The 22,917-nt window shown below is 47.3% G+C and carries 24 protein-coding genes; all 24 read left to right on the plus strand.

The genetic code is table 11. The features are described from left to right. The first annotated feature begins 72 nt into the window (after positions 1 to 72). The 24 genes from AC3AQ9_RS12210 (at position 73) to AC3AQ9_RS12325 (ending at position 22,913) form a co-directional block, all read left to right on the plus strand. Positions 73 to 270 (plus strand): hypothetical protein, encoded by a 198-nt coding sequence (locus tag AC3AQ9_RS12210; RefSeq protein ID WP_488307764.1) that lies wholly within the window; start codon positions 73 to 75, stop codon positions 268 to 270. Between the two features lie 42 nt (positions 271 to 312). Beyond that, the gene (locus tag AC3AQ9_RS12215; RefSeq protein WP_488307765.1) at positions 313 to 729 is read left to right on the plus strand and encodes a DUF1259 domain-containing protein; all 417 of its coding nucleotides are present in this window, start codon (positions 313 to 315) and stop codon (positions 727 to 729) included. Between the two features lie 57 nt (positions 730 to 786). After that, the gene (locus AC3AQ9_RS12220) at positions 787 to 1,149 is read left to right on the plus strand and encodes a GNAT family N-acetyltransferase (RefSeq protein ID WP_488307766.1); all 363 of its coding nucleotides are present in this window, start codon (positions 787 to 789) and stop codon (positions 1,147 to 1,149) included. 148 nt (positions 1,150 to 1,297) lie between these two features. Continuing rightward, the gene (locus AC3AQ9_RS12225) at positions 1,298 to 2,041 is read left to right on the plus strand and encodes an SDR family NAD(P)-dependent oxidoreductase (protein WP_488307767.1); all 744 of its coding nucleotides are present in this window, start codon (positions 1,298 to 1,300) and stop codon (positions 2,039 to 2,041) included. A 212-nt stretch (positions 2,042 to 2,253) separates the two neighbouring features. Beyond that, complete coding sequence (locus AC3AQ9_RS12230) at positions 2,254 to 3,069, plus strand: SDR family NAD(P)-dependent oxidoreductase (protein WP_488307768.1); 816 nt, start codon at positions 2,254 to 2,256, stop codon at positions 3,067 to 3,069. A 13-nt stretch (positions 3,070 to 3,082) separates the two neighbouring features. Then, positions 3,083 to 4,129, plus strand: a complete 1,047-nt coding sequence (locus AC3AQ9_RS12235) for a ketopantoate reductase family protein (protein ID WP_488307769.1) — start codon at positions 3,083 to 3,085, stop codon at positions 4,127 to 4,129. 16 nt (positions 4,130 to 4,145) lie between these two features. After that, positions 4,146 to 4,805: a GntR family transcriptional regulator gene (locus tag AC3AQ9_RS12240; protein ID WP_488307770.1), complete on the plus strand. Its 660-nt coding sequence runs from the start codon at positions 4,146 to 4,148 to the stop codon at positions 4,803 to 4,805. Between the two features lie 14 nt (positions 4,806 to 4,819). Then, complete coding sequence (locus AC3AQ9_RS12245; RefSeq protein WP_488307771.1) at positions 4,820 to 5,836, plus strand: ABC transporter ATP-binding protein; 1,017 nt, start codon at positions 4,820 to 4,822, stop codon at positions 5,834 to 5,836. After that, positions 5,790 to 6,746, plus strand: coding sequence for an ABC transporter ATP-binding protein (locus AC3AQ9_RS12250; protein WP_488307863.1), 957 nt, complete (start codon positions 5,790 to 5,792; stop codon positions 6,744 to 6,746). Before AC3AQ9_RS12245 ends, AC3AQ9_RS12250 begins: the two co-directional genes overlap by 47 nt. A 39-nt stretch (positions 6,747 to 6,785) precedes the next feature. Beyond that, a complete protein-coding gene (locus AC3AQ9_RS12255) occupies positions 6,786 to 7,799 on the plus strand; it encodes an ABC transporter permease (RefSeq protein WP_488307772.1) in 1,014 nt (337 codons plus the stop codon). A 4-nt stretch (positions 7,800 to 7,803) separates the two neighbouring features. Further along, the gene (gene nikC, locus AC3AQ9_RS12260; RefSeq protein ID WP_488307773.1) at positions 7,804 to 8,631 is read left to right on the plus strand and encodes a nickel transporter permease; all 828 of its coding nucleotides are present in this window, start codon (positions 7,804 to 7,806) and stop codon (positions 8,629 to 8,631) included. Positions 8,632 to 8,723: 92 nt separating this feature from the next. Next, positions 8,724 to 10,352, plus strand: a complete 1,629-nt coding sequence (locus AC3AQ9_RS12265) for an ABC transporter substrate-binding protein (RefSeq protein WP_488307774.1) — start codon at positions 8,724 to 8,726, stop codon at positions 10,350 to 10,352. 94 nt (positions 10,353 to 10,446) lie between these two features. After that, a complete protein-coding gene (locus tag AC3AQ9_RS12270; protein ID WP_488307775.1) occupies positions 10,447 to 11,397 on the plus strand; it encodes a M14 family metallopeptidase in 951 nt (316 codons plus the stop codon). Positions 11,398 to 11,400: 3 nt separating this feature from the next. Beyond that, positions 11,401 to 12,783: an amidase gene (locus AC3AQ9_RS12275; protein WP_488307776.1), complete on the plus strand. Its 1,383-nt coding sequence runs from the start codon at positions 11,401 to 11,403 to the stop codon at positions 12,781 to 12,783. A gap of 40 nt (positions 12,784 to 12,823) precedes the next feature. Then, entirely contained in the window at positions 12,824 to 13,567 is a 744-nt protein-coding gene (locus AC3AQ9_RS12280; protein ID WP_488307777.1) for a creatininase family protein, read from the plus strand. Then, positions 13,564 to 14,832, plus strand: a complete 1,269-nt coding sequence (locus AC3AQ9_RS12285) for a hypothetical protein (protein ID WP_488307778.1) — start codon at positions 13,564 to 13,566, stop codon at positions 14,830 to 14,832. The genes AC3AQ9_RS12280 and AC3AQ9_RS12285 overlap by 4 nt, the downstream gene beginning before the upstream one ends. Before the next feature lie 334 nt (positions 14,833 to 15,166). Then, positions 15,167 to 16,900 (plus strand): M28 family peptidase, encoded by a 1,734-nt coding sequence (locus tag AC3AQ9_RS12290; RefSeq protein WP_488307779.1) that lies wholly within the window; start codon positions 15,167 to 15,169, stop codon positions 16,898 to 16,900. An 11-nt stretch (positions 16,901 to 16,911) separates the two neighbouring features. Further along, the gene (locus AC3AQ9_RS12295) at positions 16,912 to 17,649 is read left to right on the plus strand and encodes an SDR family oxidoreductase (protein ID WP_488307780.1); all 738 of its coding nucleotides are present in this window, start codon (positions 16,912 to 16,914) and stop codon (positions 17,647 to 17,649) included. A 171-nt stretch (positions 17,650 to 17,820) separates the two neighbouring features. Continuing rightward, entirely contained in the window at positions 17,821 to 18,561 is a 741-nt protein-coding gene (locus tag AC3AQ9_RS12300) for a GntR family transcriptional regulator (RefSeq protein ID WP_488307781.1), read from the plus strand. 492 nt (positions 18,562 to 19,053) lie between these two features. Continuing rightward, positions 19,054 to 19,476 (plus strand): phosphonate C-P lyase system protein PhnG, encoded by a 423-nt coding sequence (gene phnG, locus AC3AQ9_RS12305; RefSeq protein WP_488307782.1) that lies wholly within the window; start codon positions 19,054 to 19,056, stop codon positions 19,474 to 19,476. 36 nt (positions 19,477 to 19,512) lie between these two features. Continuing rightward, positions 19,513 to 20,109 carry a phosphonate C-P lyase system protein PhnH gene (gene phnH / locus AC3AQ9_RS12310; protein ID WP_488307783.1) on the plus strand — a complete coding sequence of 199 codons (597 nt, stop codon included), beginning with the start codon at positions 19,513 to 19,515 and terminating at the stop codon, positions 20,107 to 20,109. Then, on the plus strand, positions 20,110 to 21,225 hold the full coding sequence (locus tag AC3AQ9_RS12315) for a carbon-phosphorus lyase complex subunit PhnI (RefSeq protein ID WP_488307784.1): 1,116 nt from the start codon (positions 20,110 to 20,112) through the stop codon (positions 21,223 to 21,225). It begins immediately after the preceding gene. After that, a complete protein-coding gene (locus tag AC3AQ9_RS12320) occupies positions 21,215 to 22,081 on the plus strand; it encodes an alpha-D-ribose 1-methylphosphonate 5-phosphate C-P-lyase PhnJ (RefSeq protein ID WP_488307785.1) in 867 nt (288 codons plus the stop codon). The genes AC3AQ9_RS12315 and AC3AQ9_RS12320 overlap by 11 nt, the downstream gene beginning before the upstream one ends. Beyond that, positions 22,074 to 22,913, plus strand: coding sequence for an ATP-binding cassette domain-containing protein (locus AC3AQ9_RS12325; RefSeq protein ID WP_488307786.1), 840 nt, complete (start codon positions 22,074 to 22,076; stop codon positions 22,911 to 22,913). Before AC3AQ9_RS12320 ends, AC3AQ9_RS12325 begins: the two co-directional genes overlap by 8 nt. The last annotated feature ends 4 nt before the right edge of the window (positions 22,914 to 22,917 follow it).

Genomic DNA, 22,917 nt, shown 5'->3' on the forward strand with positions numbered 1-22,917 from the left:
CAACGCCGAAAAGAATGTTTCAATTCTTTTCGGCGTTTTTGTACGTTTTAACCGGAAAAAGGAGCGGAATTGATGAAGTATTTTATTGATCACAATCAAAAAAGCATTCATCAGCAAAAGTTTGCGGGCGATCGCTGTGGTTTTATGGGAACGCCAATCACAAGCAGAGAATTCACGAATTGCCCTAAGTATGTGGAACGGCTTATACAGGAAGAAAATTACGAAACTTGTCCTTACTGTGTATCTGTTCAAATAACTTTATACGGTTAAAGAACCAAACAGCGTTGAACATGATGGAAGGGGAGAGTTAAGATGGAGCGGTTGGAACAAGTGGCGGAAAAAGTGGGTATGCTGTTGAAATCGGAAATCGAGCTGCAGTCGGGAAGATGTATCGTCAAAAAGAAAAGAACATTGGTGATTCATGCCAATACATCATTCTTCACCTGCACTTTGGATTTGGATATTTCTTTTAAACATCTTAAAGAAGATGGCACTGCCCACAATAAAGCAGAAATTTACTTGCTGCCTGAAGAATTTCCATGTTTCACTTTCAACTTCAGAGAGTACCCGATTCCACTGCCGACAGATTTTCAGCAACGCTTGATATCGAATCCGAATATCGTCTGTGTGCGCCTGGAATCAAAAGAGCGTCCGGAGGATTTTGCAGAACGGCTTGGGGCGGCATTGGAAGTCATTGAGCAGCTGGATGGAAAAGTTTATATGAATTAATAAACAGCAGCTAGCGCAACGAGGCAAAAGAAATATTAATGAAGCGAGGATGGGCTTATGTTAGTCAGATATAAGAAATCATGCCAAAAGATTGCGATGGGTTTATTGTCCTTCATGCCACAAGAGAGAAATTTGAAAAGTTTATGCCAAACAATCACCCGTTACACTGAAGATCCTGATTGGCAATTATACTTGCTGAAAAACGAGGAGGACTATGTAGGACTGATCGGAGTGGAAGTGGCCGACACTTATTTCATAGTACATCATGTTTCAGTGCTTCCATCATACCGGGGTGAAGGGCTTGGCCGAAAAATGATTGAAAAAATACAGGTGATTATGCAAGACCGGGAAATGCGCAGCACGAAAGAAACGGAAGCTTTTCTTAATCATTGCTCAAAAAAAAAGTACGCACTAAGTTGATTGGATGATAATGAGAAGAACAGGGTGCCATAAAGAGGAGAGAGCTGGAAATCCTTTTATATAGTAAAACTATAATTGTTAGAATTTTCAGATATAAATTGCTATAATTGTATGGAGAGTTATTTTCCGATACAGGGAGGCAATTCAGATGGAATTGACAGGAAAAATAGCAGTAGTGACTGGCGGAGCTTCAGGAATCGGCTTAGCTACTGCTAAAGCGCTGTTGGGCAAAGGGGCTAAAGTAGTTATTGCGGACATTAATGTGGAAGGCGGAAAAGCAGCTGCCAAGGAACTTCAAAGCAACGGAGCAGAAATTGTATTTAATGAATTCGATGCTTCCCGAGAAGATTCAGTAGCAAACCTTGTATCAGAAACGATTAAACAGTTTGGGCGCATTGACATTATGGTCAATAATGCAGGAATTCGCGCACTCAGTGTAACCCATGAACTTTCCTACGAAGATTACCGGAAAATAATTGCGGTGAATCAAGACGGAGTTTTCTTTGGATCAAAACACGCCATCCGAGAAATGCTGAAAACCGGAGGAGGTGTCATTGTCAATACGGCATCCATTTTGGGAAGTGTTGGAGAAGCGAATGCTTTTGCTGTTACCGCTTCTAAAGGTGCGGTGAATTTAATGACAAAATCTCTGGCTCTTCAATATGCAGATAAAAACATTCGCGTAAATGCAGTGAGCCCGGGCTATATTGAAACGGGTATGTCGAATCGCAGCACAATGAGTCCGGAATTTTATGAAAGAATAATAGCGAAGCACCCAATCGGCCGCTTAGGACGGCCCGAGGAAGTGGCGCATGCAATCGTCTTTTTGTGTGAAAACGATTTTGTGACAGGCACCACATTAATGGTGGACGGCGGATATACGGCCCAGTAATTCAGCAATGAAAACAGCGGCACAAACACTAAAAATTCCATGAAAATTCTAAAACAGATTGCGAATTTTAGCAATCTGTTTTTTTATTTGGTTTTTATTACTATTAAATCATCGTTATTAAATTCTTTAGATTATTTAATATTCAAAATAGTATTGCAAATAAAAAACAATAAGAATATACTATAAAAAAATTGGCGAGCGGGGGAATTGGATTGGAGCAAAGTGTTAACAGTTTACAGTTGACTTTTGAAAATAAAACAGCAGTCGTCACCGGAGCAGCTCATGGCATAGGCAGGGCAATATGCCATGAGCTGGCAAGCCGAGGGGCGCATGTCGCCGCCATAGATATCCTGGAAGAACCGTTGGCTGATACTAAAGAAAAAGTGAAAAAAAGCATCGCAGCTGCCGGCTCATTAGGCACAGTGAATTCATATATATGCGATGCGACTGACTCTGGAGCGGTGGCGGATGTAATGCAAAAAGTCCTCACAGATTTTGGGAAAATAGATATCCTCGTCAATGTAGCAGGAGGCGTAGCGGGGCAGATCCATCAGCCGATTGAGCAAGTTTCAGATGAAGCATGGCAGAAGGTGATAGATATCAACCTAACTTCCACATTTCTCATGGTGCGGGCGGCTGCTCCACATATGAAAAAAGCTGGATATGGAAGAATCGTCAATATTTCGAGTGGTGCCGGAAGAAGCAGCAGCTTGACCGGAATACAGGCTTATACGAGCGCCAAAGCCGGCCAAATCGGTTTTACCAGGCAAATGGCACGGGAACTCGGTCCCCATGGAATCACGGTCAATAACGTTGCCCCGGGATTTGTGTTATCGAATCCCTCCACAGAACGGCAGTGGAAGGCGATGTCTGAGGAAGAGCAGTCCAGTTTAATCCAGTCCACCTCTGTAAAAAGACTGGGGAATCCGGAAGATATTGCTCATCCGGTACTGTTTTTTGCATCAGATTTTGCCCGTTATGTCACGGGGCAAGTAATATCCGCAGACGGAGGAATGCAGCTTTTTTAAAGGGGGAAGCAGTTTGGCAATCACAATAATCGGAGCCGGCGCGATTGGCGGTGTTCTCGGTGCTTACTTGGCGCGTGCGGGAGAAACAGTCATTTTTTGCGATATTGTTGAAGAACATGTAAACCGAATAAAAACTGAAGGGCTTACGATTGAAGGCCCAGATGAAACATTTACAGTAAAAGGAACCGCCTATACTCCAAAACAATTAGTTGAAAAAAATGAACCTCTTGAAACGATCTTCCTTTGTGTCAAAGCTCATCATACAGAAAAAGCTTTAACGCCTTTTTTGCCTCTTTTAACTTCTGATTCACAAGTGATTTCATTGCAAAACGGCCTGTGCGAACGGCAAATTTCAAAAATGATTGGAGCAGAACGAACAATCGGCTGCTTCGTCAATTTTTCAGCAGATTACCTGGAACCAGGAAGAATTCTTTACGGAGGAGTAGCCTCTTTATATCTCGGGGAACTGGATGGACGCATTTCCGGGCGTATCAACGTGTTGAAAGACAAATTGCAATGCTGGGGGCCAGCCGAAGTCACTGATAATATTTGGGGCTATTTATGGGGCAAAATGTCGTATGCCGGCCTGCTATATGCGACTGCTCTAGTAGACGAAACGATGGCCGAAGTGGTCAGGAGGCGCGATTTGAGGGAGACGCTGATGGCATTATGTTCGGAAATACTGGAAGTGGCGCACAAGCAAAACATTAAGCCGCTCGGTTTCGATGATTGGGAGCCGGCTCTGGTTTATCCAAGAGAGCGGCGCGATCCGAAAAAGCTGGATGTTCAGCTCGATAAGCTGGCAGATCGCATGGCCAAAAATAAGAAGACCAAAAGCGGAATCTGGCGGGATTTAGCGGTACGTAAACGGGAGACGGAAGTGGATGCCCAGCTGGGGACAGTACTGGAAATCGGCCAAAGCTACGGTGTTAAGATGCCTTTGCTTTGCGCTTTGATAGCTTTCATAAAAGAAATAGAACGCGGAACAAAAGAAATGAGCTGGAACAATCTCTATGAACTGAAAAAAATATATGAAGCCTTGCCAACAAAGGCGAGTTGAAATAGGAGTGAACAAAATGCTAATCCCGGACCAGAGAACGCTATCTGATGATGTTGCAGCAATCATAAGGAAAATGATATTGAATAGAGAACTGCATGCAGGCGAGCGGATCAATCAAGCGCAGCTTGCTGAAAAGCTGAGCATTTCAAGAGGACCGATCCGGGAAGCGTTAAAGCTTCTTCAAAATGAAGGGCTGATCAAACACGAAACGAATAAAGGGACCTTTGTGGCAACCTTGTCACGGCAGGATGCTTTCGAAATATATACATTGCGTGCCTTGCTGGAAGGAGAAGCAGCCCAGTTGGCAGTGCCTAATTTGAAAGAAAAAGATTTCGCCAAATTAGAGCGCTTGCTCGAGAAATTCCATCAAATGATGGTAGCGAAAGACCTGGAAAAACAAGCTCAGTGTGACATCCAGTTCCACAGTACCATTGTGGGGGCTTCCAAGCACAATCGGCTGATCAGCATCCACAGGCATCTTGATACTCAAGTGGGGGCCATGTTCTTAACGATTGCCACCCAAGTGCCATTAAGGGTGGAACAGGTCGTTCATAATCACCAGATTTTGCTGGACGCTTTACGGACACAGGATTGTGAAATAATCCAAGGGGCATTTTCAAACCATTACAAAGCAGCGCTGAAGGATTTGTCCAAAGTAGCTTCAACTAAAGACTGAAGGGCGGTGGAAATATGCTGTTAGATGTAAAAGACTTGTCTTTATCACTTAAAAGAGCCGGAAAATACTCGAAAATACTGGATGGAATTTCATTTCAGGTGGCCCAAGGGGAGACGCTCGGAATTGTAGGGGAATCCGGATGCGGGAAAAGCATGACAGCGCTTTCTTTGATGCAATTGCTGCCGGATAAGGCCCGTCTTGAAGGGACAGTCGAGTTGCAAGGAGACAGAATATCCAAGTATTCCAAACGAAAACTGGAGAAGATCCGGGGGAATCAGATGTCGATGATTTTCCAGGATCCGCTGACGTCACTCAACCCTCTCCATACTGTCGGGACTCAAATAGAAGAATCTCTGATTTTGCACACGAAAAAAAGCAAGAAAGAACGTAGAGAACGTGTATTGCAGCTATTAAAAGCAGTTGGGCTGCCGCGGGCGGAAGAGCTGATTGACGAATATCCCCATCAGCTTTCAGGCGGGATGAGGCAGCGCATCATGATTGCCATCGCCATGGCCTGTGAGCCGCAGCTCTTGATATGCGATGAGCCGACTACAGCGCTCGATGTGACTGTCCAGGCACAGATACTAGAATTGATGAATGATATCAAACGGCAAACCGATATGGGCATTATCCTGATCACCCATGATATGGGTGTCGTGGCAGAAGTCTGCGACCGGGTCATCGTCATGTATGCCGGAAAAATCGTGGAAGAGGCTCCGGTGATTGAATTGTTCCAAAATCCAAAGCATCCCTATACGCAAGGGTTACTGGATTCAATCCCTAAGCTTGGCGAACGCAAAAAGAAGCTGGGGTCGATTCCAGGAACTGTGCCGACACCTGGCAATATGCCAGTGGGCTGCCGCTTCGCCGACCGCTGCATCCATGCCATGTATATCTGCAGAACAACGGTGCCTCCGATGATTGCAATACGGGAAAAACACCAGACAGCCTGTTGGCTCTACGATGAAAAGGAGGCGAAAAATGATGGCTCTGCTAGAAGTGAGGAACTTGAAGCAGCACTTCACAACTAAAAAAGGGTTTCTGGGTGAAAAAACCATTGTCAAAGCAGTTGATGGCGTCAGCCTCTCCATAGAGGAAGGCAAAACCTTAGGAATTGTCGGGGAATCCGGATGCGGAAAATCCAGTTTGGGCCGCTCCATTCTCCGCCTGGTTGAGCCGACTGAAGGAAGCATTCTGTTTAAAGGGCAGGAAGTTGTCGATATGTCCCCAAAGCAGATGAAAGAGCTGCGGAAAGAGATGCAGATTGTTTTTCAAGATCCATATGCGTCACTGAATCCAAGAAATACAGTTCGCAAAATACTGGAGGCGCCATTGATTATCCACGGTGTCGGCAATAAAAAAGAACGCAAAGAACGAATTGAAAATCTGGCCGGCAAAATCGGCTTGCGGAAAGAGCAGCTTAATAACTATCCTCATGAATTTTCAGGCGGACAAAGACAGCGCATTGGAATTGCCAGAGCGCTGGCGCTGAACCCGAAACTGATTGTGGCCGATGAGCCTGTTTCTGCTCTGGATGTATCCGTGCAATCACAAGTGTTGAACCTGATGCTCGATTTACAGCAGGAGATGAATCTGAGCTATATGTTCATTTCCCACGACTTGTCGGTTGTCCAGCATATTTCCGATAAGGTGGCAGTCATGTACTTGGGGAAAGTGGTGGAAATTGCGGATGTGGAGAAGGTTTACAACGATCCGATGCATCCCTATACACGCGCCTTGCTGTCAGCTTTGCCGGTTCCGGATCCGGTCCATGTAAGAAACCGGATTATTCTGCAAGGTGATTTGCCGAGCCCATCCAATCCGCCGCCAGGCTGCCCGTTCCATACAAGATGCCCGATGGCGACAAAAGAATGTTCGGAAATTGTTCCGCCGCTGGAAGAGAAATCAACCGATCATTTTGCTGCCTGTATCCACACATAAAACAAAAGCAAACCAAGTCATTAAAGGGGTGACAGATGAATGGATGCCTTACGCTTTATTGCCAGACGCCTGCTGTTGATGATTCCGATTCTGATCGGGATCAGCATACTGACTTTTGCCATTTCGAATACGATTCCGGGGGATCCGGCCCGGCTGATTCTAGGTCCTAAAGCGACACCGGAAGGATTGGAAGCGCTGCGGGAAGATATGGGGCTGAACGATCCGCTTTATGTCCAGTACGGCCGCTATATGGCGGGGATTTTCCAAGGGGATTTGGGGGAAAGCACCTATTCCCAGCGTCCGGTTGCGGATGATTTAATCCGGTATTCGCCGGCCACTTTTGAACTGACGATTTTTGCGATGGTGATTACATTATTGATCGGTATCCCGTTCGGAATCATCAGTGCGAGCAGGAAAGACAAACTCGCCGATCAGTTTACGAGGATATTCGCACTTCTCGGTGTGGCGATGCCGGCGTTCTGGCTCGGCTTGCTGCTGTTATTATTTTTCTATCTGAGACTGGGGATGTTTCCGGGATCGGGCAGGCTCGATAACGGCATGTCCCCTCCAGATTATATTACGGGTATGTACACCATCGATGCTTTGCTGACTGGAAACTGGCCTGTTTTCTTTTCCGCGGTGATGCATTTGGTGCTGCCGGGCATTACGCTTGCAGCGGTGACGGTCGGAATGATTACACGGATGACCCGTTCGAGCATGCTGACGGTGCTGCAAAGTGATTACATCCGCACAGCCTATGCAAAAGGGGCTCCTGAAAACCGGGTGCTGTATGGCCACGCCTTACGAAACGGCGTCATGCCGGTCATTACATTGCTCGGAATGGCATTTGGCCATGCATTGGGAGGCAGTGTCCTGGTAGAAGCCGTATTTTCATGGCCGGGACTTGGCCAATATGCAGTAAATGCCATCAACTATCTCGATTTCCCGGCAGTCATGGGTGTTACGCTATTGATTGCCATTATGTTTATCCTGGTCAATTTGATCGTCGATACGATGTATTTCTTTATCGATCCACGATTAAAACACAATTGAGGGGGTGGCCGGATTGGTACGGAGAGTCGTAAGCAGCCCGCTGACTGTACTCGGGCTCGTTATTGTTTTGATTATCGTCATATCGGCTATTTTTGCGCCGGCAATCGCCACCCATAGCCCGACTGAAGTGGATTTGCTGAGCAAATTGGAAGCTCCGAGCGGAGAGCATTATTTTGGGACTGATGAAGTGGGCCGGGATATTTTCAGCCGCATTGTTTACGGCACAAGAATTTCCTTGCGCATTGGCTTATTGGTGGTGGTGATTGCTTTCCCGATTGGAACGATACTTGGAGCAATTGCAGGTTATATCGGCGGTCGGGTAGATCAGATCATCATGCGGATCACCGATATTTTCCTGTCTTTTCCCGGCATCATCCTGGCCATGTCAATCGCAGCAGCGCTTGGGCCTTCAATAGAAAACGTCATGCTGGCTTTAGCGGCTACTTGGTGGCCTTGGTATACCCGGATTGTGCGCTCATCGGTCCTGTCAATCAAGCACTCGGAATTTATCGAAGCGTCCCGGGCTTTGGGTGCGAATCCATTCCGGATTCTATTCAAAGAAGTCATTCCAAATTCAATTGCTCCAGCCACCATTCAGGCATCGCTCGATTTAGGTTTCGTCATCTTGTCTGCAGCCGGTTTAAGTTTCATCGGCCTTGGTGCACAGCCACCTTCTCCGGAATGGGGCGCCATGTTGTCCAATAGCCGTGAAATATTAAGGGAAGCTTGGTGGGCAGCTACATTTCCAGGTCTTGCCATCCTTCTGACAGTGTTAGGTTTCAATCTGCTCGGAGACGGACTCAATGATGTGCTGGATCCGAAGCAGCGCTGAGGATGCTCTGTTGATTTCATTGAAAGGAGGGATGGGATTGACGCCGTTTTTGTCTTGGGGAATCACCAACTTATAAACAGGGGGGAAATATAGTGAAGTTCAAAAGCCGATGGTCCAAAATATTGTTGTTTCTTGTCATTGGGGTGCTTGCGCTTGCTGGATGCCAAAATTACAGTGAAGAATCTGAAGGTACACAATCTCCTGGCACTACAGATTCTGCGGAACCAAATGAAAACTTCGATGAAAATGTATTTAACTTTGCGACGAACCAGGACATCCCGTTATTGGACCCCCACGGACAAGCGGCCAATACCACATTCCGTGTCATTTATATGATGTATGACCGTCTGGTGACATACGACGGAACTTCTACAGAGCCACAGCCGATGCTCGCGGAAAGCTGGGATGTTTCGGAGGATGGCAAAGAGTACACGTTCCATTTAGTCAAAGATGCTAAATTCCATGATGGCTCTCCGGTTACGGCTGAAGCGGTGCAGTACTCCTTTACTCGCGCAATTGATGTAGGGAAATCAGCAGCCGGTATTTTCAGCAAAGTCATCGATGAAAATAGCTTTGAAATTATTGATGACCATACGATAAAAATTACCTTGAAAGAACCATTTGCTCCTTTTATCAGCACACTCGGCACCGCTTTTGCCAATATCATCAACCCGGCATTGGAAGAAAGCCACGGGCAAGACTTGGGTCAAACCTTCCTGGCTGAAGCGGAAATGGGTTCAGGGCCTTATATCCTTGAAAGCTGGGACCGCGGTGAAACGCTGGTGATGAAAGCGAATCCGGATTATTGGGGAGAAAAACCGACGATGGAAACCGTCAATATCCGTTTTGTCTCGGAAGCCTCGACAGCCCGTCTGATGCTGGAAAAAGGCGAAATTGATTTGATTGACAATACGATGGTGTCACCGGAAGTGCTGGGCCAGATGGAAGGCACTGAAGGAATCGAAATCGTGAAGGCAAGCGGCTTCCAAATCGATTATATGCCGATGAATATTGAGAGCGGTCCACTTGCGGACGAGAAAGTGCGGCAAGCGATTGCCCATAGCATCAACTACGATGCACTGCTTGAAAGCGTCTACTTGGGAAATGCTGAACGCATTGTAGGTGCAGTGCCAAAAGGCATGTTCGGTTTTAACCCGGATGCGAAGCTTTATGAATACGATTTGGACAAAGCGAAAGCCTTGCTGGAAGAAGCGGGGCAAGCTGAAGGGTTGACGCTGGAAATCGCAATTTCCGAAGATGACGAAGTCCGAAGCAATACAGCGCTTCTGCTGCAGTCGGATCTTGAAAAAGTGGGTGTGACTCTGGACATCAAGACTTACGCGTGGCCGACGTTCCTGGATCTTGTAACAAGCGGAAAACATGATTTCGGGTTGGTATCGTGGACGCCGGATTATCCGGATCCGGATTACAACCTCTGGTATTTCGCTCATTCAACGAGCAAAGGCCCTGGCTTCAACTTGGCTTTCTATGAAAATCCTGAAGTAGATTCTTTATTGGAAGAAGCCAGAACCAGCACTGACGAAGACCTGCGCGAGAACAATTATCGGGAAATCCAGAATATCATGGCGGAAGAAGTGCCTTATATCTTTGTCGCACAGCCGCAGATCCAAGCTCCTGTCAGAACTTGGGTGAAAGGGTATGAACTGAACCCAATGAACACCTGGTACGTCCCGTTCCACAAAATTACAAAAGAACAATAAAGAAAGGGGAGCGGCTGCAATCCAGCAGCCGCATCCCATTTTTTTAGCGGAAACAGGCGGCCCTATGGAAAACCTTAGATGGAGGATGGTATAAATGAGCAAAACTTGGAAAATCGCGAATTTATCTGTTGCTGAAGGAGAAAAAGTGAAAAATTATCTGGAGCTGCCGACGATTGACGAAAAATTGCCCGCTTTTCTGGTCAACGGCTCTGAAGAAGGACCGAAAGTGCTGGTACTGGGAGGTATTCACGGTTGTGAATATACATCGATTGATGCTGCCCAGCAAGTCGGAGCCTCTCTCATTCCGGAAAAAGTGAAAGGAAAAGTGATCGTTTTGCCGATTGCCAATCCGGCATCATTTTATGCGCGCAGCATCTATGTCCATCCAAAAGACCAAAAAAACTTGAATCGCATGTTCCCCGGGAAAAAAGAAGGCACCGATGCTGAACGTTTGGCTTACTGGCTGAATGAGTCGGTGTTCAAAGAAGTGGATTATATTATCGACCTCCACGGCGGCGATATGATCGAAGCCCTGGTGCCGTTTACGATTTATCACGTCACAAAAGACGAAAAAGTGCTGGAAGCATCCAAAGAAATGGCATCGCTCTTTGATATCGACTACGTCATCGGAAGCAAAGGCCAAGTTCCGGGATCTACATATGGCTGTGCTGCTGAGCAAGGGGTACCGGCAATCATCGCGGAAGCCGGCCAGCAAGGGATTATGAGCAAAGAGCATTCTATTCTCTTGCAGGAAGGCGTGAAAAATATCCTCGTTTCACTTGGGCTGCTGGAAGGTGAAGTGAGAAAAAGTGATTGCACTTATATTTCGGTATTCGACTGGTACCGCTCCGATGTAAAAGGGCTTTGGTATCCAGCGGTGCAAATCGGCGATTCGGTAGCGAAAGAGCAAGTACTGGGCAGGCTGGCAAATGAATTCGGTGAGACCGTTAAAGAAATTGTCTCTCATACAGAAGGCGTCGTGCTGTTTTTGGTCAGCTCGCTTGCCATCAACGAGACAGATCCGCTGTTAGCGGTAGGAGCGTAGCAAATGGACAACTTACTGGATCAATCCATTGTGGAAATAGCCCGGCTTTATCGCCAAAAAGAAGTGTCGCCTGTTGAAGTAACCCAAAAAACATTTGAACGGCAACAGCAGCTCGAGCCTGACCTGAATGCCTTTATCACCTTATTAGAAGAAGATGCTAATAGACAAGCGCAAGAAGCGGAAAAAAAGTTCTTAAAGAATGAAGCGGCCCATCTGTTAACCGGAATTCCGTATTCTCTGAAAGACTTATTCTACACGAACGGCATCTTTACAACTTGCGCATCGAATGTCTTAAAAGAGTTCAAGCCCGGCTATAACGCAACAGTTTTGGAAAAATTGATCCGATTCGGTGGTGTATTGATCGGGAAGAACAATATGCTGGAATTTGCCTACGGCATTGTCCATCCGGATTTCGGTAAAACCAATAACCCCTGGGACACCGCCAAGACATCGGGCGGCTCTTCGAGTGGATCGGCAGCTGCAGTAGCAAGCGGAATCGGTTTCTTTTCCCTCGGTACGGACACGGGCGGCTCCATTCGGATCCCAGCTTCCTACTGTGGGGTGGTTGGCCTAAAGCCGACCCGCGGGCTGGTCAGTACCCATGGCGTCTTTCCGCTGTCGTGGTCGCTGGACCATGCCGGGCCAATTACAAGAACAGTGAAAGATGCCGCAATTGTGCTGGATGCGATAGACGGCTATGATCCGAAAGATCCGCATTCACTGGCAGGCAAAACCAGCCGGCTCGACTTGGAGCGTTTTTCGGCCAGCCGCAGCAAGAGAAGGGTGGGGGTGCTTTCTGCTGAAAAGCTGAAAGGCTTGAAACCGGATGTGAAGAAGGTCTACGATGATACGTTAAAAACGCTGCAGTCACTTGGCTGGGAAGTGAAAGAAATTGAAATTAAAGACTGGCAGCGGACTGAAGACATCATCATGAATATCCTTCTGCCAGAAGCGGCGCAAATCCATCAGGGCTGGTTTGACCGGCAGCAAGATTATGCTCCGCTGACTTATCAGCAAATTGCCCTTGGAATGGAGCATAAAGCGGTCGATTACCTGAACGGGTTAAGGGATCTTAAAATGTTTACAGATGCCGCTTCAAAATTATTCAATGAAGTCGATGTGCTGTTGACGCCAACGGTGGCTTTTGAAGCGCCGGAGGAAGATCCGGTAATCGGCAGCGAAGAATTGGATGAAATGCAATTTACTGGACCTTTCAATATTTCCGGGCATCCAGCGCTGACATTGAATATGGGTTATACCGAGAGTGGCCTGCCCATCGGCATGCAGCTGGTTGCCCCGCATTTTCAGGATATCCGGCTGCTTCAGACAGCTTATCTGCTGGAGCAAACACAGACTGCCAAGCTGCCGCCGGTCATTAGCCGATAGGAAAAATTGATCGAACACGCAATATGAACTGAAGGGGCCGATGCCAGTTATGGATATGCTGACGATGAATTTGAGTGAATTTGAAAAAATCCAAAACACGATCAATACGGTGCTGCTGCCGATCGGCATGATTGAAGCACATGGACCGCATTGTGCACTTGGCACTGATGTGCTGATTCCGCGGGAATTCGTCCGGCGCCTGGAAAAAGCGGCAGGCGATAAAATCTTAATGGCACCGGAAGTGGCATATGGGCATTCCTGGGGACTTGCACCGTTTGCCGGCACGATCGATGTTTCATCCCAAGCTTTTTCAGATTATGTTTTTGACATCTGCCGGGGCTTTTTCCAAAATGGTTTTGACAACATTATTTTATTCAATGGCCATGGCGGCAATAATTCCAGCTTGGATGTGGTGACGGAAAAATTGGCTGATCTGGGTGTCCGGACCTTGACGGTCAATTGGTTTATCGATTACCGGGAAGACATCAAGCAGATTGCGCCGGATCCTGGCCATGCAGGAGAAGATGAAACATCATTGGTGCTGGCAATCGATGAAAACTATGCCTATACGGAAGGAATTGGCAGCCATGAAATTCCGCTTCCGAAACGGTTTCGTTTCAAAGACGGCGGAACGGTTCTTTATCCCGCTGCTTTTTCAGGCAATGCCGGAGCGGCGACCGTCCAAAAAGGCGAGAAATTATATGAAATGCTGAGCGGACTGATCCTGAAAGATATTGAAACCTTATGGGAACTTGAACAACAGCAAAGGGGGATTGAAAGATGACGTTGCGTTGGACTTCTGAACCGGTGGGCGAAGCGATCGTTGACATTGTTTTAAGTTTGAATGAGCAGGCCCAAGCATTGCATGGGCAGGAAGTGGCGACTGCCAGCTACAGCCATATCAAGCCGACCCTTTCAAGCCTGGAAGACATCGGGCGCAAAGTAGAACAAGTGGAAAAGGAAATTACGAATTTGGAAGGGCATCCGGGAAGGTATCTTCGGTCCATGGTCAATGCCTACGGCTATTTTGTCCGAAGCCTTCAAGGGGATGACTTGCCATATTCCGAATACATCGCGAATATTCAAGAACTGCCGTCCACAAGAATAGGAGAAGAAACCATATCCAGACAAAAAGAACAGGTCGAGAAAGGTTTGGCTGACCTTGGATATAGGGGAATATTAAAAGAAAAAGCGGAACAATGGCTTGAAGAAACATTGATTCCGCCTGACCAAGTGGTAGCAGTAGCAGAATCTATGAAAGACAAAAGCAAAGCCGGCACATTGAAGCGGGTGATCGGGTTGCCGGAAGAAGACGGCATCGATTCAATCAAGCCGATTACCGGCGTTTTCTGGAGCGGCTATTCCAAATATGCGGGAAACTATCGCGGCAATTTGACTTTCAATATTGACCGGCCGTGGACAGAGCCGGTGCTTGCACAAATCATGACCCACGAAGGCTATCCGGGGCATCAGGCGTTTTACTGCCGATGGGATTATTTATTCAAGCAAGGTAAGCTGCCCATTGAAGCTTCCTATTACTTGATCAATTCGCCAACGAATGCCTTGTTTGAAGGAGGGCCTGAAAGCGCACTTCATTTTCTGGGATGGGACCGTGACGAGGAAGAAACGGAAGGCATCACGCTTCAGCAAAAAAAGCAGTACAAATTGGCGCGCGATTGGATTGATATGCAGCGGATGGCGATGACCAATGCTTGCTACGCTTACAACGAAGGAGAAATGAATAAAGAAGAAGCCATCCATTACATGATGGACAGCGGCCTGATCAGCGCCGTTGAAGCGAAGAACTGCCATCGCTTCTTCTCGGACCCGATCCAGAAAACTTATTATCCTTCGTATTATTATGGCCGCTGGATGGTCGGCAAAGCCTACGACGCAGTAGCGAAAGAAAAACGGGCGGACTTTTTCAAAGTTCTATATGACACACCGCATACCACCAATACCTTTATCGATGCAGTCAGCGGACTCAGCGGCACCGAGTTCCAGCCATTCGGACAAGTGAAAACCACTAAGGAAGACTTTGTAGGATAAAGTGAAACTGCAATCAGCGGGAGCATCACCCCCGCTGATTGCTAGTTGAACCAATCGGGCTTTTACGGACAGTGGGATTTCCGCTCGAAGAAGCGGGAAGCTTACTGTCCGTTAAAGCGGGATAAAGAGAAACTCAATCAGCGGGGCTTTATCCCCGCTGAGGAACAGCAGAACATAGGCTAAGAACGCCGCGTCCTGCGGCAACGCCTATGTGACCGACATCCTGTCGGCCTCAATCGGACTTTTATGGTCAGTAGATTGCTGCTTAAAAAGCGGAGATCCAACTGACCGCTAAAGAGAAAAAGATGTTTTTTAAGGACAGGGGGATTAAGTGATGATCATTGATTTGGAACAGCCGCATCTGAAGCTGGCTGAAGCCGTATCCGGGGAACAGTTGATGGCTTTTACAGAACGCATGTCAACAGAAGTGAGGCTGTCCGGTTCCCAGGAAGAGCTTCGTGCTTTCCGGTATGCTAAAGAGATACTGGACGTTTTAGGCGTGGAAACACATTTGAGTTTCCATGAAGGTTTTATCAGTCTGCCGGTTGAAGCGGCTTTAGAAGCGGATGGAGAGGATTTCACCTGTATTACACATTCCATGTCAGCATCGACAGGAGAAGAAGGGATAAGTGGAGAAGTTCTTTATGTGAAAGAACTGGCCGGCATCGTTCCAGCAGCAGAAAGGAAAATTATTCTGACAGAAGGGATCGCTACTCCAGGGGCTGTGGAACTGGCGGAAAAAAGCGGAGCTTTGGCTGCAATCTTCATCAATGGTCCGCTGACTCATGAAATGACGGTATCGAGAGTCTGGGGCAATCCAACCCCTGAAAGCAAGAAACATTTTCCCGTAATTCCGGTAATTTCGGTTGCTGAACATGAAGGTGGTCGATTAAAACAAAAACTGGGGGAAAGAGAGGCATTATCGGTATGGCTAAGGACAGTTGTTGATACCGGCTGGCGTCCAATCCCAACACTGATTGCTGAAATCAAGGGGGAAGTGGAACCCGAAAAGTTTGTATTGTTCAGCGGCCACATCGATTCCTGGCACTACGGGGCGATGGACAACGCCGGGGCAAATGCCACCATGCTTGAAGTCGCCAGGCTGATCAAAGAACAGCAAATTCCTTTAAGAAGAACCCTGCGCATCGCTTTCTGGTCGGGGCATTCCCATGGCCGTTATTCGGGATCGACTTATTATTGTGACAGCCATTGGGAAGACATCCATGAAAACTGCCTGCTTCATGTCTACATCGATTCCGTCGGTGGAAAAGGGGCCACTATTCTGGGAGAAAGCAATTGCATGGCAGAAACAAAAGATTATGGCGGAGCGTTTGTGGAGGCGTTGACAGGAGAAACGTTTATCGGTAAGCGGTTTGGCCGCGGCGGTGATCAGTCGTTTTGGGGCGCGGGAGTTCCAGCATTGTTTATGGGTCTCTCGGAACAGCCGCTGAGCGATGATATAGCTTCACGCACCCTCGTCAAATTGTTCGGCGGCGTTAAATCCGGAGGGTTTGGCTGGTGGTGGCATACCACTGAAGACACGCTCGATAAACTTGACAAGGAAAATTTGCGGCGCGACTGCCAAGTATATGTATCCGTCATTTACGATGCCTGTACAAGGAAAGTTCTGCCGTTGAACCATGCAGAAGGCGCGCGCGAACTCAAGAAAGCGCTGGCATACTACGCCGAACTTGCAGGAGACCGGCTGGATCTCCGATTGGCGCTTGAACGAGTGGAGAGGCTTGAACAGCTTGGCGAAGAAATCAATAAAATCGTTCGGCAAAGCGATTGGCTGGATGAAGATGCCAAGAAGTTCAATCAGCGCATGCTGGAGATTTCACATCACTTGATTCCCTTGAATTATGTCAGTGGTGATATGTACGACCAGGATTTGGCGATGAATCAGCCAGTGCTCCCGCTGTTGAAAGATATTGCTGTCTTAGCAGGAACCTCGCCAGGAAGCGACGAAGAATTAGAATGGCAGACGATATTGAAAAGGCGCTTAAACAAAGTTGAATACACACTGCTGCAGGCCATTAAAGCGGCAGAGTCTCTATTAACTTATTGAGGAGGAAATCTATGTCTACTGTTAAAGGGAAAGTCATTGTCATTACGGGGGCTTCAAGTGGAATCGGTGAAGCTACAGCAAAAAAGTTTGCTCGTGAAGGCAGTAAAGTGGTACTCGCTGCAAGGCGCGAAGACCGGCTTCAGAAGCTGAAAGAAGCCATTGAGCAAGAAGGCGGGGAAGCCGTAATCAAAGTGACGGACGTGACTTCCTACCAGGAAGTTGAGGAACTGGCGGAATTTGCAATCGATAGATTCGGACAAATCGACGTCATGTTCAACAACGCGGGGCTTATGCCTTTGTCATTCATGGACAAGCTGAAAATAGATGAATGGGATCGCATGATCGATGTGAACGTGAAAGGTGTGCTTTACGGCATCGCAGCTGTTCTGCCGCATATGCAGGAGCGCAACAGCGGACATATTATTACCACTGCTTCTGTTGCAGGGCATGGAGTATTTCCTTCAGGGACGGTTTATTGCGGTACGAAATTCGCAGCTCGCATCTTTATGGAAGGCTTGAGCAAAGAACTGGCGCAGACCAATATCAAGACCACCAGCATTTCACCGGGAGTTGTCCAGACAGAGCTGGCGTCTTTTATTACCGACCCGGACATCAAACCGAGATTTGAAGATCCGAATATTCCTTCGCTGAGAAGCGAAGACGTGGCAAACGCAGTCTATTACGCAGCATCACAGCCGGAAGGTGTAGCGGTCAACGAAGTGATTGTCCGGCCGACCAATCAGGGATAAACAGTTAGGGGGACCTCGGTTCTCCTTTTTTTGTGAGATTTTATAGAAGGAATTCCGTTTCCGCAATGAAACATGTACTTATTAAGCAAAACGGAGAACACTTATTGCTTCTATGAAAAGAGGCTTGCCCTAAAATGTGAAGGCAATGGTATTATAACTAGTAAAAGAAAGATGCCAGCAAAAGGAGGGGTCATCATTTCTGAAGATAAAGAAACATTGATACTCGACGATTTAATGCATCAAATCACTTCTAAAGCTTTTAAGTCCGGTGAGAAACTGCCTTCGGAAAATGAACTTGCTGAGAAATACAAAGTGCCCCGCATGACGGTCCGGAATGCTTTGCTGAAGTTGGAGGAACGGGGCTATATTTATTCGAAGCAAGGCAAAGGGCGGTTTTTAAAAGAAGAATCGATGCAAATCCAATTGCACTTAACTGCTAAAACGAGCTTTACTGAAAAAATGGAACAAGCGGGTTATAACCTGGAGACGCGCAATATCAATTGCGAAAAAATCGCCTTCGATGAACGGATCTATAGAATTTTAAATGCGCCGGAAAACGGTACAGTTTATAAAGTATCCCGGCTGCGGCTGATTGATGGGGAGCCGATTGCCATCCATAATTCCTATGTCAATGAAGCGATGTTTCCGGACATCGGGAAAGAAGGCGATCAAATCGGTTCCATGTTCGCCTATTATCGAAATCTTGGCTATACGGAATTCGCCAGCCGCAAGTCCCTTTTAAGCATTACTTTTCCGACGTCAAGAGAACAGCAGCTCCTGTCCTGCAAAAGCCTGGTGCCGCTCATTGTGGTGGAAAGTGATTGTGTCGATGCCAAGGAAGGGAATATATTAGAGCATACGAAAATTTTATACCGCAGTGATAAGTTTAAATACGATATCACAATGGATTAAGCTAACAAGATAAGAAGGCTGTTGAGAACCTTTCGATAGCCTTTTCATTTCGCTCCAGGTGGGACGCTTTTCGCGGGATGCGGCCTAAGCCTCCTCGATCGCCCGCGGTAAGCGGAGCTGTTTGGCGGAATATCGGTTAAGGAATGATCACCAATACAAGTTTTATCTTTCTCAACAAGCCAAGCAGGCGACAGAGTTTCTCTGTCGCCTGTTTTTTTCTTTTTTAAAAGTAGTGATTTCTAACTTCCGCTTTTGGACGCTTCTGCTTTTCTTAATGTCTAGCTGCAGCGCCCAACCCCTCGAGACGCTTCGGCCTTGGCGGTAATGGCGAAAGGCCGCCATTGCCTTCAAGCCCTCCAGCGCTTGTCGGGGCTAAACGGTCGCTTCCGCTTTTCTTATTGTGAAGGTTCTTTACACAAGCTTTACCGTACCTTAAAACACAGCAACTTGGCGACAAGTTACGATGAATTTGTAGCGAAGGAGGCAGCGAATATGAAAAGACGCAGAAGAACGGAAATTCTGATTCAAGGAAATGAACGGCTGGCCAAAGAGTTTGCAGAAACGATTACACAGGCATATGAATGCCGGGAAATCTCTGCTCCGCACTATGGAATGACAATGATCAAAATGAGGGAATCGGCAAAAAACTCCCTATTTTATATCGGTGAAGTGCTCATCACCGAAGCGAAAGTGGAAATTGACGGCCGGATTGGCATCGGCATCGTCGCTGGCATGAAAGAAGAGCTGGCCCGTAACCTGGCAGTTATTGATGCTGCTTATAAAGCGGATTTACCCGAAATAGCCGAATGGCAAAATCCATTATTGGAAATGGAAAAGGTCATTGCACAAGCAAAATCACGTGAACAAGCAGAACTGTTTGAAACGAAAGTCAGTTTTGAAACGATGGAAGTTTAATCCGGCAAACTACATTACAAGTTCAGGAGAGATAATATGGCGATTGATCAAATACACGATTTGCAGCAAGTTTATCGGAAATTATTACATAGTATGTCACGGCCAGGCACCATCTCCGATCTGGAGCAGGAAGCAACAGGACTGGATTATGAACTGCCTTGCAAAAAAGCGACAATGCTGTGCGCAATGGCTTTGCTGGATGCCGAAGTCACTTTTCACATCCTGCCCGGAAATGATCAAAAGTTGAGCGAGAAAATTTCCGAATATACCTCAGCTCGATATGCAGCGATTGATCAAGCGGATTTTGTCATCATTTTAGAAAATGACAGTGAAGAAGCGGTCCTGCAGGCGATGCAGCAATGCAAAATAGGAACCCTTATCGATCCCCAGCTTTCTGCGACATGGATCATCGAAAGCGGCCAATTGGCTGAAGGCGGCGAATTGGTATTGTCAGGCCCTGGCATCCAGAACCAGAGCAGATTGCACACGGGAATACCTGCTGCTTTCTGGGAAGCACGGAACAGCCGCATCAAAGAATACCCGCTGGGTGTGGATTTGATTTTTGTGGATGAATATTCACGGATTGCCTGCATGCCACGGACGACCCAAGTACTTGCGAAGGAGGTGGAGTAAATGGGATATGTACCTGTAAAAGGCGGTACCCATGCAATTGATGCTTCCATCAAACGTTTGAAATATGAGCGCTTGAAAGGCGAAGAAATTGTGGAGATCAAAGCCATCTTGTCTTCGATGCGCAGCATGATTGACCAAGTGATGTCTGAAGCGAGCCTGTATTCGCCCGAACTGGCTGCTCTCGCCATCAAACAGGCAGAAGGCAGCATGGAAGAAGCAGTGTTTTTGATGCGCGCCCACCGCTCCACTTTGCCGCGCCAATATTACAGCCGGACAGTAGAAGCGGAATCGATGTTTGTCGAGCGGCGGATTTCTGCCAGTTTCAAAGACATTCCCGGCGGCCAGCTTCTTGGCGCTACATATGACTATACCCATCGCTTGCTGGATTTTGATTTATTGGAAGAAGAGCCTGCCGAAAACATTAAATGGCTAGCTGATTACAAAAAACAGCTGGAAAGCGTTAAAGCGAATCAGGATGTCGTTTATTTTCCAAAAGTAGTCGAGTATCTTCGGGAAGAAGGCTTGTTTGAAGTTTATGAGAAAAACGATGCCGAACCGGATGACGTGACTAAAAAAAGCTTGCAATTCCCGTCCAGCCGCAGTGCCAGGCTGCAAATTCTAACCCGCGGCCAGACTGGCGCAGTTACTTCACTCGGCTACGCTTCTCTCCGTGGCTATGGGCAAGTCCATCCGACAGTCGGAGAAGTGCGGGTTGGCAGAATGCCGATTTACGTGGACCATCCGAACGAATCGGAACAGGACAGCGGTGATGAATTTTATATTGGAGACATCCGCATTACCGAAGTGGAGTCGTTTGTGCCGGTAAAAGTGAAAAATGACAGCAATGAAGATGAATTGGAGTTTGAAATCGGCTATGGCATCTGCTACGGGCAAAACGAGACAAAAGCCATTGCCATGAGCATCCTTGATCAATGCCTGGAGCATACAGAAGCTGATTTCCCGACTCATGATGAAGAATTTGTCTTATTGCACATCGATTCGGTAGAGTCCACCGGTTTTATCTCCCACTTGAAAATGCCACATTATGTGACATTCCAATCCAAGCTCGATAGTATCCGGCAAGTGAAGAAAGGAGTGCAGCCGATTGAAAGCTAATACACATTTCGCCTTTTTTGATGAAGGCTCGAAAAAAGAAATCCGCCGTGCCACTTTAAAGGCCGTTGCCATTCCCGGCTATCAGGTGCCGTTTGCTTCAAGGGAGATGCCGATCGCACGCGGATGGGGAACTGGAGGACTTCAGCTGACCCTTTCATTGATTGGCAAAACAGATGTCTTGAAAGTGATTGACCAAGGAGCTGATGAATCCGTCAACGCCGTCAGCATCAAAAAACTGGTTCAGGAAACAACCGGAGTCGAAGTGACGGAAGAGACCGAAAAAGCAGATTTGATTCAGTCTCGCCATCGCATACCGGAAGTTCCATTGACGAAAGACCAGATATTGGTGCTGCAAGTGCCGATGCCGGAGCCTCTTCGGCCGGTCGAAGCCCGCGAATATATGACAAAGCGGATGCATTCGGAAGACGATTACAGCGGAGCTTGGCTCATGTTGTTCGAGCAGATCATGAAATACGGAAAAACCGCAACGGCGGCAGACCATCCGGTTTACGTCAATGGCCGTTACGTGATGGCCCCAAGCCCGATTCCACGCTTTGACAATCCGAAGATGCATCAATCGGAAGCATTGATCTTGCTTGGTGCCGGACGAGAGAAGAAAATCTACGCCGTTCCGCCATACACCCGTGCCGAATCGCTCGCTTTTGAAGACTATCCATTCCAAGTGGAATCGTTCGATGGAGTACAATGCCAGCTTTGCGGATCGGAAGGCGTGTTCATGGACGAGCTGGTTGACCAAGAAACCGGCAAGACCGTTTACCAGTGCAATGACACCAGCTTCTGCACGGAACAGCTCAATAACAATGAAAAAATCGAGGTGGAGAGCGCTTATGCATGAAACACCAATCTTACAAGTACGCAATCTGCGCAAACAATTCGGACCCGGCTGCACCCGTTGTGCCGATCTTGATGCGGGTCAATTAGAGAAAAACTATTGTACCAGCTGCGGCACGGTTTATGCTGTGCGTGATGTGTCACTGGATTTATATGCCGGTGAAATTCTCGGGATTGTCGGAGAAAGCGGCAGCGGCAAGTCGACAATGATGCAATGCCTCTATTTCGACACTGACGTAACGTCAGGGGAGGCTTTCATCAATGCTCCCCATCTTATCGGAGACAATGTCTTTAGTCTGTCCTCCCAGCAAAAGCGCGCCATCCGGAACCGCGATTTCGGCATGGTTTACCAGAACCCGATTCATGGCTTGAAAATGGACTTTTCTTCAATCGGCAATATCGCTGAAAAGCTGATTGCCGCTGGCAGTAGACAGGTCGGAGAAATGGAAGAGACGGGTAAAAGGCTGCTTGAGAATGTCCATATCCCGCTGCATCGCATGAAAGAAGAGCCGCGTAATTTTTCTGGCGGCATGCAGCAGCGTGTCCAGATCGCCAAAGCGTTATCCAATAATCCGCCGATTCTGTTTTTGGACGAAGTGACGACCGGACTTGATTTATCCGTACAGGCAAATGTGCTGGATTTGATTAAGAAAATCCAGCGTGACCTCGGCATCAGCATGGTCGTTGTATCGCATGACTTAGCTGTCATCCGCATGCTTGCAGACCGCACCGTAGTCATGCTGAATGGTGAAATCATTGAACAGGGCCTTACGGATCAGGTGCTTGAAGATCCGCAGCATCAATATACGCAGCAATTGGTGTATTCATTACTCTAGGAGG

It is taken from the genome of Planococcus sp. VCh962, assembly GCF_057748275.1.

Excerpts from the sequence above, each read along its gene's own strand:
- AC3AQ9_RS12275 (WP_488307776.1), top strand. The coding sequence starts at position 11,401 with ATGGACAACTTACTGGATCAATCCATTGTGGAAATAGCCCGGCTTTAT.
- phnH (WP_488307783.1), top strand. The coding sequence starts at position 19,513 with ATGGCGATTGATCAAATACACGATTTGCAGCAAGTTTATCGGAAATTA.
- AC3AQ9_RS12300 (WP_488307781.1), top strand. The coding sequence starts at position 17,821 with ATGCCAGCAAAAGGAGGGGTCATCATTTCTGAAGATAAAGAAACATTG.
- AC3AQ9_RS12280 (WP_488307777.1), top strand. The coding sequence starts at position 12,824 with ATGCCAGTTATGGATATGCTGACGATGAATTTGAGTGAATTTGAAAAA.
- AC3AQ9_RS12245 (WP_488307771.1), top strand. The coding sequence starts at position 4,820 with ATGCTGTTAGATGTAAAAGACTTGTCTTTATCACTTAAAAGAGCCGGA.
- AC3AQ9_RS12255 (WP_488307772.1), top strand. The coding sequence starts at position 6,786 with ATGGATGCCTTACGCTTTATTGCCAGACGCCTGCTGTTGATGATTCCG.
- AC3AQ9_RS12290 (WP_488307779.1), top strand. The coding sequence starts at position 15,167 with ATGATCATTGATTTGGAACAGCCGCATCTGAAGCTGGCTGAAGCCGTA.
- AC3AQ9_RS12295 (WP_488307780.1), top strand. The coding sequence starts at position 16,912 with ATGTCTACTGTTAAAGGGAAAGTCATTGTCATTACGGGGGCTTCAAGT.
- AC3AQ9_RS12325 (WP_488307786.1), top strand. The coding sequence starts at position 22,074 with ATGCATGAAACACCAATCTTACAAGTACGCAATCTGCGCAAACAATTC.
- AC3AQ9_RS12225 (WP_488307767.1), top strand. The coding sequence starts at position 1,298 with ATGGAATTGACAGGAAAAATAGCAGTAGTGACTGGCGGAGCTTCAGGA.
- AC3AQ9_RS12315 (WP_488307784.1), top strand. The coding sequence starts at position 20,110 with ATGGGATATGTACCTGTAAAAGGCGGTACCCATGCAATTGATGCTTCC.
- AC3AQ9_RS12250 (WP_488307863.1), top strand. The coding sequence starts at position 5,790 with ATGGCTCTGCTAGAAGTGAGGAACTTGAAGCAGCACTTCACAACTAAA.
- AC3AQ9_RS12220 (WP_488307766.1), top strand. The coding sequence starts at position 787 with ATGTTAGTCAGATATAAGAAATCATGCCAAAAGATTGCGATGGGTTTA.
- AC3AQ9_RS12240 (WP_488307770.1), top strand. The coding sequence starts at position 4,146 with ATGCTAATCCCGGACCAGAGAACGCTATCTGATGATGTTGCAGCAATC.
- phnG (WP_488307782.1), top strand. The coding sequence starts at position 19,054 with ATGAAAAGACGCAGAAGAACGGAAATTCTGATTCAAGGAAATGAACGG.
- AC3AQ9_RS12285 (WP_488307778.1), top strand. The coding sequence starts at position 13,564 with ATGACGTTGCGTTGGACTTCTGAACCGGTGGGCGAAGCGATCGTTGAC.
- AC3AQ9_RS12270 (WP_488307775.1), top strand. The coding sequence starts at position 10,447 with ATGAGCAAAACTTGGAAAATCGCGAATTTATCTGTTGCTGAAGGAGAA.
- AC3AQ9_RS12210 (WP_488307764.1), top strand. The coding sequence starts at position 73 with ATGAAGTATTTTATTGATCACAATCAAAAAAGCATTCATCAGCAAAAG.
- AC3AQ9_RS12215 (WP_488307765.1), top strand. The coding sequence starts at position 313 with ATGGAGCGGTTGGAACAAGTGGCGGAAAAAGTGGGTATGCTGTTGAAA.